The sequence below is a fragment of the Vibrio sp. OPT24 genome (assembly GCF_015163545.1).
GTDB lineage: Bacteria > Pseudomonadota > Gammaproteobacteria > Enterobacterales > Vibrionaceae > Vibrio > Vibrio cyclitrophicus.
In genome coordinates this window covers 731,765-747,166 of record NZ_JADDYI010000053.1, presented here as the reverse complement: position 1 = coordinate 747,166, position 15,402 = coordinate 731,765, and the positions used below count along the sequence as shown (strand labels likewise).

The following is a 15,402-nucleotide window of genomic DNA, read 5'->3' as shown; positions in this document are numbered from 1 at the left end:
GATGTAATAATGGAATCCTATTTAACTCTAATTTTATTTGGTGGTTTCTTAACCCTGTTAATTCTGGGTGCACCAATCACAGTATCACTGGCCGGCGCTTCAATGGCGGCCTATATGTTGCTCGACAAAAACCCCATCGCTTTAGTACAAATCGCGTTCACTTCGGTGGGTAACTTCCCATTAATGGCGCTGCCAGCCTTTGTTCTTGCTGGCGCATTAATGGAGGCGGCGGGTATCTCCAAACGTCTGGTGGATATTGCAGAGAGCTTAGCCGGACCCGTGACGGGTGGCCTTGGCGCTGCAACCGTGATGGCGTGTTTGTTTTTTGGTGCTATCTCAGGTTCAGGCCCTGCAACCACAGCAGCGGTAGGCATGCTAATGGTGCCTGCAATGGTTAAGCGAGATTACGATAAGAGTTACGCATCGGCAGTAACGGCTGCATCAGGGGGCTTGGGGATCATTATTCCGCCATCCATCCCGTTAGTTATTTTCGGCATCTCAGCAATGGGATTAATGGCACCGCCTGAAGCCATCGCTCAACACGGGCAATTTGCTTCTTTATCTATTCCTAAATTGTTTGTTGCAGGCGTTGTTCCTGGCTTCATCATGGCATCTACACTCGTTGTCACTAACTACTTCATTGCCAAGCGAGAAGGCTATAAAGGGCTGTCTGAGAATTGGTCATTTGGCGAAGTAAGACATGCTTTACGCCGTGGCATATGGTCGATACTGGCTCCATTTTTGATTCTCGGAGGTATCTACAGCGGTATGTTCACACCAACAGAGTCAGCGGTTGTGGCAATTTTCTATTCGCTGTTTGTCGGTGTGTTTATTCACCGAGAGTTATCGTTTAAAAGCACCATCAAATCATTATCGACAACCACATGGATTACCGGGCGTGTGTTGCTGATTCTATTCGCTGCAACGGTATTTGGTCGCTTGTTAATCGAACAAAAAATTCCGGTCGTGGTGGCTGAGTCATTACTAGGTTTCACTGACAATATGTATATGGTGTGGGCACTGACTATTGTGCTATTGCTTTTCGTCGGCATGTTCATGGAAACGTTAGCCGCGATCATGATTATCGTGCCAGTGCTGTTGCCAATTATGTATATGCTAGGCGCGGATCCAACCCACGTAGGTATTGTGGTGGTGTGTACGTTGTCGATAGGTTTTGCTACGCCTCCGCTCGGTGAGAATATTTTTGTCGCCTCGGGGATAGGCGGGGCCACGGTCGAGCAGATCACCGCGAAGATCCACCCCTTTGTTCTTGCATCCGTAGTGGGCGTGTTCGTTATCGCTTTCTTCCCACAAATTACGCTTTGGCTACCGTCCTTAGTGGGCTATTAGGAGAAGTCACTATGAATATATCAAGAATTATCCTTATTGGTTGTGCCGTATTTGCAGTGATCAGTGGTATTGGATTACGTGCCGAACATTCAGAAACAGCGAAAGAAAATGAGCCAGTCAATGTGCTCGAAATTTCAGAGCCACATGTGGTCAGTGACACTGAAAGAAGAGCCAAAACCCTGCTTGCTAAAGCGGTTGTCCATGTACAAAAAGAAGGCGATGAGAGCGTAAAAGACTTTATGAGTAGCGCCGAATATATAGACGGTGAGCTCTATGTATTTGCGCTTGGTATTGATGGTCAATTCCTTGCCAGTGGTGGCTCTTCAATGGTGTTGGTGGGCGACAGTGTTTTGGATACCCAAGACGTCTACGGTAATCCTTTTTTTAGAGAAATGATCACTAAAGCTGTGCACAACGGGTTTGGCGAAGTTCAGTACCATTGGACTAACCCTACTGATCGCATGGGCGAACCTAAAACGACCTTCTTTGAGCGTGTCGGTGACGTGATTGTTGCCGTGGGGTATTACCCAGAACGCTCCAGTGCAACAGAAGCTAAGCGGTTATTGGCAAGAGCCATGACCGCGATGGTAGAGTCTGAGCAAGACAGCATTGCCGAGTTCAATAATAGTGAAGGCAGCTTTGTTGAAGGAGACCTGTATGTGTTTGTGATAGACATGAACTCCGGGAAACTGCTCGCTCATGGCGTGTCTCCTGAGCTTGTCGGACGGTCACACAATGAAATTCTAAGCCCTGACAATAAGCCAATTCTTACTGAGATGCTGAATCTCGCTAAAGAAAATGGTCGTGGCGTTTACACCTATCAATGGTTAAACCCGCTGTCGAGAAAAGTGGAAACCAAACACACTTACTATCGAGTGATCGACAATAAGCTGATTGGTGTTGGTTACTACACAAATTCAAACAGCACGTAAAAGTGTTTCTACTGAGCCCTCAACCCCATCAGCTAAAGGGCTGAGGACTCGAAATACCGGTTTGTGTAAAAAAGCAATTTAGTAAAATTCACACTGTGAAATTTTTGTTGTGAAATTGTTTAGAAAATACAAGTAGTATGAAATATATGGAAGCAACACAGTAAAGAACAATTTTGAAAAGGGTCAATCAGGATTTTTGACCTACATGAAATTCAAAGCCGTAAGAGGGAAAAACTATGAATATGCTGACACTAGACAAAACAGAACTTCACAGAAACCATTCAACATTTATTGCTGAAGCTGTCTTTGCCGTTGAAATGGTGAAAGCAGACAAGCAACTCGAAAAGCAGAGAATGGCGAAACAGTTGCTTGATACTCTATTTCCTCTTGAGGCGGGTTCACACGAAGACGTGGTGAGCTACGAGATTGATTATCGACATGTTCAGGTTTACTTCAAAAACGGTGAACACACAGGCCTGAAACGCGCTAAACACTTTGTGGCTTACACAGGTGATAAATCTAAGCCTTCAGCAATATTATTCCGTGACGAAAGCGGTACACACGTTGAAGTGACAATCGGTGCTCGTAAAGGTACTGGCCACTTGGAATTGGTTGATATTCAAGATATCCAGCTAGAGACATGTACTACATTTGGCCAAACAGAGGTTAGCCGCTCTTCAGGAATCCGTCACTGGGTGAGCCTGGTGAAAGGCGATGAAAGCGGTCGCTCGAACGCATCGAGCGAAGACAAAGAGTTCACGGCGAAGAATGGCGAAGACTATAACTTAGGTTTTTGCTACGCGCTCTAATACTCTGTAGCGATTTCGTATCTGAGCGCTGCGATACGTGGCGCTAAAATTTCATTATTGATTTCTCTTTTACCTTTGGTAATTTCCCCGCCCCTATAGCGGGGCTTTTTTGTTAGAGCTATAAATAAATTGGGCTGTTGTTAATACTATCTGTCGAAAGTTTGGTTTAGATTTTACGGTGTGCAACTTTGATTTAAGATGCTGTCTTTAAAGGTTTTTATTTCTTTATTTTATTCTGGTTTTATTGGCGTAACTGTCACTATCAACGGTGGTTCGGGTAACTTTTAAGCTGAAACTCCGTCAAAATGCTTCGTGCTGTGCTATAATGCGCGCCTTGGGATTGAGCAAGTAAGTCCAATCATCATCTATTTCGGTGATTTTTATCACGTTTTATTTACGTGGCTCGGCAAGTCAATCAAGTAGTAATTGGATATGGAGAGCGTCCTTATATTCGTTGATTCGGATATGCGAACATCATAATTTATGAGTTTTAAATCAAAAAAATACAGTATCGATTCTACTGACTATCAAGTTGGTCAAGATAACGTCAGTAAATGGGGCATGGATGTCCACAACACAGTTTTTCTAGCCTCAGTTGGCTTATCTCTTCTCTTTATCATCACTCTTCTTGCTCTTCCTCCAGCAGATGCTAAAGCTGCTATTGATTCTATTAAGGGTGCTGTTCTATCAAAGTTTGACTTCCTGTTTATGTGGGGAGCTAACATCATGCTAGCATTTGCTGTTGTTCTTGCTTTCTCACCATTGGGTAAAGTTCGCTTAGGTGGCGAAGATGCGACAGCCGACTATTCAATGTCATCTTGGATTGCGATGTTATTCGCAGCAGGCATGGGTATCGGGCTTATTTTCTGGGGTGTGGCAGAGCCAACCGCGTTCTTCACTAACTGGTTTGGAACCCCACTTAATGCAGAACCTTTTACAGAAGCAGGCCGTGAACTCGCACTAGGTGCAACCGTATTCCACTGGGGCTTTCATGCATGGGCTATCTATGGCATGACGGCACTCTGTCTTGCGTACTTCGTTTATAACAAAGGTTTGCCGCTTTCAATGCGCTCAGTGTTTTATCCAATTCTGGGTGAACGTGTTTGGGGTAAAACCGGTGATGTTATCGACGTACTAACCGTACTGGTTACTTTGTTTGGTCTAGCAACTTCATTAGGCTTAGGCGGTACACAAGCGGCAAGTGGTATTAGCCATGTGTTCGGTTTGGAAAATAACATTTTTCTTCAGCAAGCTATCATTGTTCTAATCATGGGTTTGGCGATCATTTCTGTTCTACGTGGTATGGACGGTGGTGTTAAGTTCCTAAGTAACTTGAACATGGTTATCGCGTTCGTATTCCTTGGTCTTATCGCAGTATTGAACTTCACTACTGTACTTGATTCCGTGGCAACAGCGGTGACGGGCTATGTGAAAAATATCGTAGCTTTAAGCCAAAGTTCTGGTCGTGAAGACACAACATGGCTGCATGGTTGGACTGTGTTCTACTGGGCATGGTGGGTTGCGTATGCACCTTTCTTCGGCATGTTTGTAGCGCGTATTTCTAAAGGTCGCACGGTTCGTGAATTCCTACTTTGCGTACTGATTATCCCAACATTAGTAACTTCAGCTTGGATGTCTATCTTCGGTGGTGTGGCTATCGAACAAGTAATTAATCAGGTAGGGCAACTTGGCCTTGACCAAGGCATTACAGACGTTTCTCTAAGTTTGTTCTACATGCTAGATGCATACCCGTTTGGCAACATTCTATCTGTTATCGCAGTCGCGTTGATCATCGTGTTCTTCGTTACCACGTTGGACTCAGGTTCTATCGTTATCGATGGCATGACGGCAGGTGGTAAGCTTGAAGTGCCAGTGAAACAGAAAGTGGTTTGGGCGGTTATCTCAGGCGCGATCGCAATGGTGATGCTATGGATTGGTGGCACTCAATCTATCCAAGCACTTCAATCGATCACTATCATCGCAGCATTGCCGTTTACGATCATTCTTCTGATTGGCTGTGTCAGCTTGTTGAAAGGTCTACTGACTGAAGTAGATAAAGGACAAGCAAGCGTTAGCGAAACAGCGAAATAAAATAGCTAAGACTCTGAGTAAGTAATTAGGTAAATAACTACTTATTCCGGATGAAGCGTTATTTAAAAGCTCTCTTGTACTGTGCAAGGGAGCTTTTTTATGTCTAAGAAGAAATCAAAGATAAGCAGAAAAGACATAATAAAAGAGCCACAAGTGAATCGTCACTTATGGCTCTTTTTTAGTTTTAGAGATTCGCTTTAGGTAGGGAACTCGCTATTAAGTGCTTGGTGCGAGGTCTTAAGTAGTCGCTTAAGCGTTTAATTCGTGTTGGATTACGTAATCCAAAGCACCGGTTACCGCAGCCACTTGAGCGTCATTGCACTCTTCGTCTGTCACTTTGTCGCTGTCTGGGTAAACTTCTGTGGTTGTGCCGTATTTGCAATCAGTAACGCTGCCACATAAGCCAAGCTTCTTCATTGGGTAGTTGATCACACCGTGCTGAGTGACGTCTGAACCAATGATCTTGCCATCTGCATCTGCTGGAGCAATATGCGTTACTTTTTCTACTGAAGCAATAACCGCTGCTTGGAATTCTGGTTGTGGGTTATCAGTATCGCCAACAGTATAGAAACCGTCTGGGATCATGCCTTCAATGTATTCAAGGCCGTCACGCGCTGCGAGTGCTGGTCGGAATTCAGTTTCATCAGAATCTGTCGTCTCATGCAGGTCAACGTGAACCAGTACTTTTGGCAAAGAAGCCACTAACGCACGTAGGTTTGCTGATTCTTCTGCTGGCGTACCGTCGTAGAAAGAGCGGTTTGGATCGACCGCATTTTGGTTCCAACGGTTGATCACTTCGTAGCCCCAAGGGCTCACACAGGGAGCAACAACAATGTTGAAGTGTGCTGAGTATTGCTCTGCTTGAGTTGCCGCGAACTTAATCGCACCGTGTACACCACTGGTTTCGTAACCGTGTACACCACCTGTTACTAGAACCGTGGGTTTTGATGCATCCCAGTTTTTGCTTTTGATAGCGAAAAGCGGGAAGCGAGCTTCATCGTAGCTCAATGCACCGTATTGTTCGATGTCGAAGCGGTCTGCAAGCGCTTTAATCTTTGTTACAACTTCTTGTTGGTATTCACGCTTAACCGTTCTTTGAGTGAACCACGCTTCACGTTCTGCTTGTTGCCACTTTTGTCCTGGCTGACCGATTGGGTAGAAGTATTCACTTTTCATCTATACTTTTTCTTTTATGTTCATGAAAGATGAAGACAGACTAGTCCTGTCTAACTGCGACAGCAATAGAAAACACAGTTTGTGACTTTATTTATTACAGACTCATAACTTTGATGAGTGGATTGATAGTGTTACATTCCATTTGTTGTTCAATCCTTTGAAAGAGAATAAAAAATGGCTGGAGCAAGTTTACTCACATTGCTAGATGACATAGCAACAGTGCTAGACGATGTCGCGCTAATGTCTAAAGTTGCGGCGAAAAAAACCGCAGGTGTATTAGGTGATGATTTAGCTCTGAATGCCCAACAGGTATCAGGTGTTGCTGCTGAAAGAGAGATCCCAGTGGTATGGGCGGTTGCAAAAGGCTCATTTAAAAACAAGCTGATCTTAGTGCCTGCAGCATTATTGATCGGCGCGTTTATTCCTTGGCTGATCATGCCATTACTCTTGATTGGTGGCTTGTTTCTTTGTTTTGAAGGGGCAGAAAAAGTATTAGAGAAGATCTTCCCTCATGCTCATCCACATGAAGAAAAAAGTGCAGAAAATGACACTAATGAATCCTTAGAAGAGTATGAGAAGAGAAAGGTAGCGGGTGCGATTCGGACCGACTTCATCTTGTCTGCAGAGATCATAGTGATTGCGCTGGGTACTGTAACGGGGACAAGTATTGTGACTCAAATTCTTGTTGTGAGTTTAATTGCAGTTGTGATGACGATGGGTGTTTATGGCTTGGTTGCAGGAATCGTGAAGCTAGACGATTTAGGTTTTTATCTCCAGCGTACATCGAGTGGTAATGCCATTAAAACCAAGTTGGGGAATGGGTTAGTTGCATTTGCCCCAAAACTAATGAAGTTACTTGCTGTTGTTGGTACGGCTGCGATGTTCTTAGTTGGTGGCGGTATTGTGGTACACAGCGTGCCAGTTATCCACCATTTAATCGAACCGATCATTATGGATTTTAGTGGTCATACGATTGCGACAGCGATTATTCCAACTCTGTTGAATGCCGTGATTGGTGTTCTTGCTGGATTGTTTGTCGTAATCGTTTGGGGTGCAATAGAGAAAGTTCGTGGTAAATAAGTGATAAATTGTGTTCGGTGAAAGGATGCCTGTCATCAGAACAAAAAGGGGAACCATAATCATTATGGTGCCCCTTTTAATCTAATGGGTCGTGTTTAATTAACACCACGCTCTTATTTTTCAATATAAGCGCTTATTTTTACGACCAAGTGTTTACTTTACAGACCAAGCAATCGTCTCGCCTCCACGGATTGGCACTATGATGTCTGAACCGAAAGGCATGGTTTCAGCAACGTTCCACTCTTCTTTAACAAGAGTGATGGTGTCTGTGTTACGCGGCATACCGTAGAAGTCAGGGCCGTTGTGGCTTGCAAACGCTTCTAGGTTCTCAATTTTACCTTCTAAGTCGAACACTTCTGCGTACAGTTCAACGGCAGCGTGCGCTGTGTAAGAACCTGCACAGCCACATGCTGACTCTTTTGCGCCTTTTGCGTGTGGTGCAGAGTCTGTACCCAAGAAGAACTTCTTGCTACCACTTGTTGCAGCCTCGATTAGCGCTAATTGGTGAGTGTTGCGCTTTAGGATAGGTAGGCAGTAGAAATGTGGCTTAATGCCACCAACCAACATGTGGTTGCGGTTGTAAAGTAAGTGGTGAGCTGTAATTGTTGCGGCTACGTTGTCGTTTGCGTTTTTCACGAAGTTTGCAGCATCAGCGGTTGTGATGTGCTCTAGAACAATCTTCAAGTTAGGGAAGTCGTTTACAATTGGAGCGAGTACTGTGTCTAGGAACTGCTTCTCACGGTCGAAGATATCAACATCGTGAGTGGTTACTTCGCCGTGAACCAGAAGCAACATATCCACTTCTTGCATTGCTTCTAACACGTGGTAAATCTTTTGAGCCGAAGTTACGCCTGAATCCGAGTTTGTCGTCGCGCCTGCTGGGTAAAGCTTCGCTGCAACAACTGCACCAGACTCTTTCGCTTTGCGAATTTCATCAGGAGTCGTGTTATCTGTTAGGTAAAGTGCCATTAAAGGCTGGAACTGTTCACTTGGCTGCTCTGCCATGATGCGTTCACGGTAAGCTAAAGCCATTTCGGTATCGGTTACCGGTGGGATGGTGTTTGGCATGATTAACGCTCGACCATTGTAGCGGCTGATATCGCGCACTGTATCTTTTAATACGTCGCCATCGCGTAGATGAACGTGCCAGTCGTCAGGACGAGTAATCGTAAGTTGTGTCATTGAAGGCTCCCACCAATTGAAGTGTTATGTAGTTGGAGCCTAAACTCGGCGAAATCTGTGAAAGCAATCGCTTACGTTTAGGCGACAGGATGATAGTGGAAAAGCACTTTCATTTCATCCTATTTTTAACTCTTCAGGGTTAGGAGCCTGTTTTTATAGGTATTTATTCTGTATTAGATTAGTCGAAGGGCTAGCGAGTAGCGACCCATAGCCCGTGAATCATTCCTGGCACCCAGAAAAAGAAAGTGAGGACGATGTTAATCAGTAAATCTTTACCTGCGCCGCGAGCGAAGAACACCCCAACAGGCGGGAGCAGGACACATAAGATGATAATGACGAGTTTGTTCATGATAAATCCTTTTTATTCAATGAAAGTTTAATGCGATACCGTGTTCAAATTATAGAACGTATGGAGAGTGTTAATACATTGCTGTTTTTATGTATATGGGATACTAGGATAAACATCTCAAGATAATAGCTTGGTATCAAGTGTTTAGTGCTTGTCAGTTTATCTATTTATAACCATTTGTTAGCATTAGGACAAATAACAAAACATTGGAATCGTTATGTCGCAGCTACCGTCAGATCAAAAGGCTTCAGAGCAAGTGCCTTCTCTATCTCAAATCAATGTGTTTCCGGTTAAATCAGTAGGTGGGATTTCACTCTCTTCTGCTTGGGTCGAAAAACAAGGTCTCACCTTCGACAGACGTTTTATGTTAGCGCTAGCTGACGGTTCAATGGTGACGGCCCGTAAGTATCCGAAAATGGTCAAGGTATCTTCAAGTTTGCAGCCTGATGGTTTGATTTTTACTTATGAAGGTAAAGAGCCGCTGCGTTTAAAGTACACAAGCTTTAAGATGCAAGAGGCGCCAGCAACGGTCTGGAAAGACAGTTTCACGGCGTATACGACCAACGACGAAGCTGACGATTGGTTCAGTGAAGTGTTGGGGGTTCGAGTTGAGCTTCTGTTCTCTGGAGATCAATCGAATCGTGTTCGTGAAAAGCTCGGTCACAATGTGAGCTTTGCCGACGGTTACCCAATGTTAGTGATTAGCCAAGCCTCTCTTGATGAACTCAATCGTCGTAGTCCTGAAACTCATTCGATGGATCAGTTCCGCACCAACTTTGTTGTTTCTAATACCGAAGCATTTGCTGAAGACGGCTGGAAGCGTATACGAATTGGTGAGGTTGAATTTGAATCCGTTAAGCCTTGTGAACGGTGCATTCTCACAACGGTTGACGTTGAACGTGGTGAGTTTAGAGAAACAAAAGAGCCGCTTAACACTTTTTCTAAATTTAGAGCCAACGAGCGTGGTGGCGTTTTCTTTGGTCAAAACCTAGTTGCTAAAAATGAAGGTTTAGTCAAAGCAGGTGATGTCGTTGAAGTATTAGAAACTAAAGAGAAAGAGCACTACGAAGATACTTGGATAGAGTCGTTACATTTAACCTGTGTTGAGCGTGAAGAGATTGCACGTGATTTTACAACTTTTTGGTTAGAGCCTGCGAAAGAGAATCACGCATTACCAAGTTATCAACCTGGTCAGCATTTGCCGATTGAAATGGTTATTGATGGCGAGACGGTTTCACGTCGTTACACACTGTCTTCAAGCCCATCACGATTGGGCCGTTTAGCTATATCAGTTAAGCGTGTAGATGATGGTCAAATTTCTAACTGGCTCAATGATCACTTTCACGTAGGCGATACCTTAGTCGCGAAAAATCCAGATGGTGCATTTTATTTAGAAGAAAATCCAACGCACCCGTTACTGCTTTTGTCTGCCGGTAGCGGTGTAACCCCAATGTTGTCGATGCTTCGTTATTTAGCTGATCATGGTCAAATCGATGATGTGGTTTTCTATCACCAATGCAGCAGCGAAGAGGATATTCCTTATCAAGCTGAGATTGATAAGATTGCCAGCGAGCATACCGGTCTGCGTGTGATTTATTCTTTGAGTCAGCCAACCAAAGAATGGGATGGTTTGTCTGGGCGCTTGAGTGTGTCGCATATCGCTAAAATTGAAGAACTGCACAAGCGCCAAGCGTTTGTGTGTGGCCCTGATGGTTTTATGAATAACGCAAAAAAATTGTTAATTCAAATGGGGCTTAACCCTCAGCATTACCATCAAGAAGCATTTGGTGTTGCCCAATCCACTGAAGAAACTGTGAAGCAACTACAGTTGAGTGTAAACGGCTACTTGTTTGAAGGTAATAACCAATCAACGCTTCTAGAACAGGCAGAGTCGGCGGGTGTGCCTATTGCTTCTAGCTGTCGTGCTGGTTTTTGTGGCGCGTGTAAAGTGACACTTGAATCAGGGCAGGTTCACCAACCTGACGTACCAGCACTGCAAGAGCATGAACGTAACATGGGCCAGATACTGGCGTGTTGCAGTGTTCCGCAAACGGATATCGAAGTTGTGGATTAGCGACTCGTTAGACCATAAAAAAGTGCCTCAAGTAGAAAAGGCCTGAAGTTCGTCTAGATGAACTTCCGGCCTTTTTGGTTCTTACTGCGTTGCTAGTTGTATAATCCCACTAGCTTTACGTTATCACTAATTAACTAAAATTAATCGTAGATCGTTGGGATAGGTTGACGCTTGTGCTGTGTTGCTTTGTAGATACTAACTAAGCGATCTGATACATCTTGAGACACTTCTTTGCCTTCAAGGAAATCGTCGATCTGATCGTAAGAAAGGTTCAATGCTGCTTCATCAGCTTTCTGTGGGTCCAGTTCTTCTAGGTCAGCGGTTGGGGTTTTCTTCACCAGCAATTCTGGGGCACCTAATGTTGCAGCCAGTTCACGAACTTGTCGTTTGTTCAAACCGAACAGAGGAGCCAAATCACATGCGCCATCGCCGTGCTTAGTGTAGAAACCAGTGATGTTTTCTGCTGAGTGATCGGTACCAATAACAAGACCACCGACGTAACCTGCGATTTCGTATTGTGCGATCATGCGAGCTCGAGCTTTCACATTGCCTTTTACAAAGTCGATTTTCGCCGAATCTGTTGGTAATAAGCCTGTGCTTTCTAAAGCAACATGAGATGCTGCGTGAAGCCCATCAACGCCCGCCTTAATGTTTACAGAAACGGACTGAGAAGGCTGGATGAAAGACAGAGCAAGCTGTGCTTCATCTTCATCTTTTTGCTCGCCATAAGGTAAGCGAACAGCAATGAATTGATAGTCGTTACTGCCAGAGCTTTCATTCAGGCTATCAATTGCCATTTGTGCTAAACGGCCACAGGTTGTTGAGTCTACACCGCCGCTGATACCAAGGATCAGAGACTTGCAGCCTGACTGTTGTAGTTTCGTTTTAATAAAGTCCACACGACGAGTCACTTCGAAGTGAGGGTCAATTGAAGGTAGTACGCGCATTTCATCACGAATTAACTGTTCCATTCGTATTCCTTTCCTGCAAGCAAATTAAAAATCTAGTGTTATCATACCTAAATCATTCGATTTAAAAACCTCTTTGCACAAGCTTAGAAAGAGAAGGCAGTAATTAATAATGGAAAAAATAGCCATTTTCGGTAGTGCGTTTAATCCACCGAGCTTAGGGCATAAAAGTGTGATTGATTCGTTGGCTCACTTTGACAAGATTCTACTGGTACCAAGCATTGCCCATGCTTGGGGAAAAGAGATGCTAGACTTTGATACGAGATGTCAGCTTGTCGAGGCGTTTATCTCTGATTTATTGCTGGATCAAGTTGAACTGTCATTAGTTGAGAAAGGACTATTTACTCCTGGTGAAAGTGTCACGACCTATGCCGTCCTTAGTCAGCTTCAAAAGCAGCATCCAGAGGCCGAACTGACCTTTGTCATCGGGCCTGATAATTTCTTTAAGTTTTCATCGTTTTATAAATCAGATGAAATAACAGAACGCTGGTCTGTTATGGCTTGCCCCGAAAAAGTAAAGATTCGAAGCACTGATATTCGCCACGCTTTGCAAAATGGGAGCAATGTAGCAAAACTGAGTACAAAGTCAGTTACAAGAATATTGCAAGACAGTGAACTGTATACAATAATATAGATTCACTATTTTAAGAGGTCTGATGACTATGCTGAAGGGCGCGATACCAGCGACGTTAATTATTGCTGCATGCAGTATGCCTGCGTACGCTGATTGTGATTTTTTTAGTTTAGATTCGATCATGCTGACTTCTGGTGATGAAAATAGTTGTCTAAATTTTTCTACTAGCATCGAATCTTTTGGTCAGCGTATGCTAGAAATCAGTGGATTTTCAGGCGGAGACTCAGAGAGTAAACCTGACTATTGGTCCGATTGGGTTATCCAAAGTAAAGATTCCCCTCTGTTAACACAAAGCCTTGAATCAAACTATGTTGGCTTGGGGATGTGGTTCCCTGAAGATCTGGAAGACGAGCAATATGACATGTCTACAGAAGAATGGTTAATGAACCATGGTCTTCAGTTGAGTATCGGTTTTGGTGAGAAAGTAGAAGGGCAACCTCGTATGCGCTTTGATTACCGTTGGCATGACTCACGAGACGCAGACTTGATGATGCAGGTTGAATTGCCATTCTAGACCGAAAGGCCATTAGTCGATGTTGAGATGCGAAGAATTCAAAGTTGAAATGTTAAGAATTAAAAAAGCCGCAAAAACTGAGTTTTTGCGGCTTTTTAGTATCTAGTGTTTTTGGCTTGGTTTAATAGTTAGCTCATAGACTGGTTTACGTCTGAATTTAGTGAGTAAAGAACGGGGACCGGACTCTTTTGTCTAGAGTTCTTCACCGAAAACTAGCATACACAGTTGCTCAAACTCCTCTTCCTTACCTGAGAACAAGTCATCAATCACCAACGCACGCTTTTGACCTGATTGCATGCGTTTCTTTGCTTCCCTCATTACCATCACCAAGGTGTGTTCTTGTGGCAGGTTAGAGTCATCAATATTCCATTGATTGAATCGCTGAGACAGGGCGCTTTCGCAAAGTAATGGTTTGAACGCTAACACTTCTTGTTTAAGCACAGAAAGCATATCTTTGAATGCTTGCTCGGTATTATTAGCATTTGAAGCGCGAGCTTTGGTTATCTCTAGTTTTTCTAATAGCGCCGAAGACAGGTTCGTTTGAGTGATGTAACCCGCTTGTCTTGGGAAAGAATCCGTTAAACGCACAGAAAAATCGACACGATTAATTTGGGTATTTGGAAAGTAGGTCAGTGACGTTAAGCAGTCATAGGGAATCCAGATACTTTGACCTGGCTCAACGGCATACTCTTGTTTACCTAGCTTTATCAAAACCAAGCCACTTTGAACCGATACAAGGCTATGTTTAAGTACTTTCTTGCGTGGTGTGATCACCAAGTGTGAAAAGTAAGCCGATGTATATTCAATAGCGAAGTTCATAGATAGTACCTTAATTTTGGGGCGTCAAGATTACCGTTAATCTGTAAGAATGCCAACAATAACAGGGGATTTTCAATGTTTCTGGTCTGACCTTGTCAAAAGTATGGGCTCTGTAGCTGCGAGAAGTCAAAACAACGCGTAGAATGAGCCAGCTTTTTATTATATGAATTAAAAAATGACCTCTCCAAGCGATCCATATGTTGATATTCGTCCTTACGGCGATGATGAAATTCCTGCGGCACTAAACCGTCTTATTAATGATGAAGAATTTATCAGTGCGATTTTGCACTACCGTTTTTCAAACCATGCGTCTTGGTTCAAAACGTTAATGAGTCCAATTCTACGCGTTTACTTAAAAATGAAGTGGAGCAAGCTGACTAGCGTCGAATCCATTCAGATTGAAGTGAAAAAATACTTACGTGACACGCTAGCTAAAACCACCAATGGTGTGACATACACTGGCTTAGAGTCATTGGATACTGATCAAGCTTACCTGTTTGTATCAAACCATCGTGACATTGCTATGGATCCTGCGCTAGTTAATTACGCTTTGCATCAAAAGAACCATCAGACTTGTCGTATTGCTATTGGTGACAACCTATTGAAGAAGCCATGTGCGACTGAATTGATGCGTCTAAACAAGAGTTTCATCGTAAAACGTTCTCTGAAAGGGCCGCGTGAAATGATGAAAGCGTTAAGCCAGCTTTCTTCTTACATTAAGCACTCTTTAGAAACGGGTAACTCTATCTGGATCGCTCAAAAAGAAGGCCGAGCTAAAGATGGTAATGATTTCACTGAGCCAGCAATTCTAAAAATGTTCCACGTAGAAGGACGTAAGCAAAAAATCGCATTCCCTGAATATGTGAAGTCGTTGAAGATCGTGCCTGTTGCTATTTCATACGAAAACGATCCGTGTGACACCGCGAAAGCGATAGAACTTTTTGAGAAAGACGTAAACGGCAGTTATGAAAAGGGTGAATTTGAAGATATCGAAAGTATCATTCAAGGCATTATCGGTAACAAAGGGCGCGTGCACGTTGGTTTTGGTCAGGTTATTGACCAAGACTTTGATACGCCTGAAGCGCTTGCCGAAGAAATCGATCGTCAAATACACGATAACTACAAACTGTTCCCAGTAAACTTATTAGCAGCCGAAAAAGAAGATGACTCAATTACAGATTCGGTTAAAAAAGAGTTTGAAGAAAAGTTATCGAGCTTGCCACAAGGTGCTCGTCAGTACTTGATTGATAGCTATGCGAACCCTGTGAAGAACATTGGTTAGTTCGCGTTCACTTATGGCTAGTTTGCTTATGATGATTAGGCGAACGAGCGCATTAGCTAACTAACAAGTGAATGAATTAAAAAAAGGAGCCTTGGGCTCCTTTTTTGTGTCTGGTTTTGGTCTTTTATTGCCCATAAGAACA

General features: G+C 43.6%; 14 protein-coding genes. 9 read left to right on the top strand and 5 right to left on the bottom strand.

The window, feature by feature from the left end:
- The first annotated feature begins 9 nt into the window (after positions 1 to 9).
- The 4 genes from IQO02_RS17075 to IQO02_RS17060 all read left to right on the top strand — a co-directional run bounded on the left by IQO02_RS17075 (position 10) and on the right by IQO02_RS17060 (position 5,182).
- Positions 10 to 1,350, top strand: a complete 1,341-nt coding sequence (locus tag IQO02_RS17075; protein ID WP_009845768.1) for a TRAP transporter large permease — start codon at positions 10 to 12, stop codon at positions 1,348 to 1,350.
- 11 nt (positions 1,351 to 1,361) lie between these two features.
- Positions 1,362 to 2,282 carry a cache domain-containing protein gene (locus tag IQO02_RS17070; protein ID WP_102282452.1) on the top strand — a complete coding sequence of 307 codons (921 nt, stop codon included), beginning with the start codon at positions 1,362 to 1,364 and terminating at the stop codon, positions 2,280 to 2,282.
- Between the two features lie 236 nt (positions 2,283 to 2,518).
- Positions 2,519 to 3,091 carry a malate synthase gene (locus IQO02_RS17065; protein WP_010431291.1) on the top strand — a complete coding sequence of 191 codons (573 nt, stop codon included), beginning with the start codon at positions 2,519 to 2,521 and terminating at the stop codon, positions 3,089 to 3,091.
- 483 nt (positions 3,092 to 3,574) lie between these two features.
- Complete coding sequence (locus tag IQO02_RS17060; RefSeq protein ID WP_010431283.1) at positions 3,575 to 5,182, top strand: BCCT family transporter; 1,608 nt, start codon at positions 3,575 to 3,577, stop codon at positions 5,180 to 5,182.
- Positions 5,183 to 5,431: 249 nt separating this feature from the next.
- Here the strand turns inward: IQO02_RS17060 and IQO02_RS17055 are convergent, their stop codons facing one another.
- Positions 5,432 to 6,358: a M14 family metallocarboxypeptidase gene (locus IQO02_RS17055; RefSeq protein WP_016789645.1), complete on the bottom strand. Its 927-nt coding sequence runs from the start codon at positions 6,356 to 6,358 to the stop codon at positions 5,432 to 5,434.
- 174 nt (positions 6,359 to 6,532) lie between these two features.
- Here IQO02_RS17055 and IQO02_RS17050 point away from each other — a divergent pair, with 174 nt between their 5' ends.
- Positions 6,533 to 7,438: a DUF808 domain-containing protein gene (locus IQO02_RS17050; protein WP_016789644.1), complete on the top strand. Its 906-nt coding sequence runs from the start codon at positions 6,533 to 6,535 to the stop codon at positions 7,436 to 7,438.
- A gap of 153 nt (positions 7,439 to 7,591) precedes the next feature.
- On the opposite strand, the gene pyrC is transcribed toward IQO02_RS17050, so the two are convergent.
- Together pyrC and IQO02_RS17040 are read right to left on the bottom strand one after the other, a co-directional pair.
- Positions 7,592 to 8,620 carry a dihydroorotase gene (gene pyrC, locus IQO02_RS17045; protein WP_016788098.1) on the bottom strand — a complete coding sequence of 343 codons (1,029 nt, stop codon included), beginning with the start codon at positions 8,618 to 8,620 and terminating at the stop codon, positions 7,592 to 7,594.
- Between the two features lie 190 nt (positions 8,621 to 8,810).
- Positions 8,811 to 8,969, bottom strand: coding sequence for a YqaE/Pmp3 family membrane protein (locus IQO02_RS17040; protein ID WP_008215717.1), 159 nt, complete (start codon positions 8,967 to 8,969; stop codon positions 8,811 to 8,813).
- A 217-nt stretch (positions 8,970 to 9,186) separates the two neighbouring features.
- Between IQO02_RS17040 and IQO02_RS17035 the strand changes: the two genes are divergently transcribed.
- Complete coding sequence (locus tag IQO02_RS17035; RefSeq protein WP_016784271.1) at positions 9,187 to 11,043, top strand: hybrid-cluster NAD(P)-dependent oxidoreductase; 1,857 nt, start codon at positions 9,187 to 9,189, stop codon at positions 11,041 to 11,043.
- Between the two features lie 140 nt (positions 11,044 to 11,183).
- On the opposite strand, the gene nadE is transcribed toward IQO02_RS17035, so the two are convergent.
- Positions 11,184 to 12,014: an ammonia-dependent NAD(+) synthetase gene (nadE, locus tag IQO02_RS17030; RefSeq protein ID WP_010431261.1), complete on the bottom strand. Its 831-nt coding sequence runs from the start codon at positions 12,012 to 12,014 to the stop codon at positions 11,184 to 11,186.
- A 109-nt stretch (positions 12,015 to 12,123) separates the two neighbouring features.
- Between nadE and IQO02_RS17025 the strand changes: the two genes are divergently transcribed.
- Positions 12,124 to 12,645, top strand: coding sequence for a nicotinate-nicotinamide nucleotide adenylyltransferase (locus IQO02_RS17025; RefSeq protein WP_010431259.1), 522 nt, complete (start codon positions 12,124 to 12,126; stop codon positions 12,643 to 12,645).
- A 22-nt stretch (positions 12,646 to 12,667) separates the two neighbouring features.
- Entirely contained in the window at positions 12,668 to 13,159 is a 492-nt protein-coding gene (locus IQO02_RS17020; RefSeq protein WP_010431257.1) for a hypothetical protein, read from the top strand.
- A 192-nt stretch (positions 13,160 to 13,351) separates the two neighbouring features.
- Here the strand turns inward: IQO02_RS17020 and IQO02_RS17015 are convergent, their stop codons facing one another.
- Positions 13,352 to 13,978 (bottom strand): hypothetical protein, encoded by a 627-nt coding sequence (locus tag IQO02_RS17015; RefSeq protein WP_016767905.1) that lies wholly within the window; start codon positions 13,976 to 13,978, stop codon positions 13,352 to 13,354.
- A gap of 175 nt (positions 13,979 to 14,153) precedes the next feature.
- Between IQO02_RS17015 and IQO02_RS17010 the strand changes: the two genes are divergently transcribed.
- Complete coding sequence (locus tag IQO02_RS17010) at positions 14,154 to 15,260, top strand: 1-acyl-sn-glycerol-3-phosphate acyltransferase (protein ID WP_010431252.1); 1,107 nt, start codon at positions 14,154 to 14,156, stop codon at positions 15,258 to 15,260.
- The last annotated feature ends 142 nt before the right edge of the window (positions 15,261 to 15,402 follow it).

Excerpts from the sequence above, each read along its gene's own strand:
- IQO02_RS17075 (WP_009845768.1), top strand. The coding sequence starts at position 10 with ATGGAATCCTATTTAACTCTAATTTTATTTGGTGGTTTCTTAACCCTG.
- IQO02_RS17070 (WP_102282452.1), top strand. The coding sequence starts at position 1,362 with ATGAATATATCAAGAATTATCCTTATTGGTTGTGCCGTATTTGCAGTG.
- IQO02_RS17065 (WP_010431291.1), top strand. The coding sequence starts at position 2,519 with ATGAATATGCTGACACTAGACAAAACAGAACTTCACAGAAACCATTCA.
- IQO02_RS17060 (WP_010431283.1), top strand. The coding sequence starts at position 3,575 with ATGAGTTTTAAATCAAAAAAATACAGTATCGATTCTACTGACTATCAA.
- IQO02_RS17055 (WP_016789645.1), bottom strand. The coding sequence starts at position 6,358 with ATGAAAAGTGAATACTTCTACCCAATCGGTCAGCCAGGACAAAAGTGG.
- IQO02_RS17050 (WP_016789644.1), top strand. The coding sequence starts at position 6,533 with ATGGCTGGAGCAAGTTTACTCACATTGCTAGATGACATAGCAACAGTG.
- pyrC (WP_016788098.1), bottom strand. The coding sequence starts at position 8,620 with ATGACACAACTTACGATTACTCGTCCTGACGACTGGCACGTTCATCTA.
- IQO02_RS17040 (WP_008215717.1), bottom strand. The coding sequence starts at position 8,969 with ATGAACAAACTCGTCATTATCATCTTATGTGTCCTGCTCCCGCCTGTT.
- IQO02_RS17035 (WP_016784271.1), top strand. The coding sequence starts at position 9,187 with ATGTCGCAGCTACCGTCAGATCAAAAGGCTTCAGAGCAAGTGCCTTCT.
- nadE (WP_010431261.1), bottom strand. The coding sequence starts at position 12,014 with ATGGAACAGTTAATTCGTGATGAAATGCGCGTACTACCTTCAATTGAC.
- IQO02_RS17025 (WP_010431259.1), top strand. The coding sequence starts at position 12,124 with ATGGAAAAAATAGCCATTTTCGGTAGTGCGTTTAATCCACCGAGCTTA.
- IQO02_RS17020 (WP_010431257.1), top strand. The coding sequence starts at position 12,668 with ATGACTATGCTGAAGGGCGCGATACCAGCGACGTTAATTATTGCTGCA.
- IQO02_RS17015 (WP_016767905.1), bottom strand. The coding sequence starts at position 13,978 with ATGAACTTCGCTATTGAATATACATCGGCTTACTTTTCACACTTGGTG.
- IQO02_RS17010 (WP_010431252.1), top strand. The coding sequence starts at position 14,154 with ATGACCTCTCCAAGCGATCCATATGTTGATATTCGTCCTTACGGCGAT.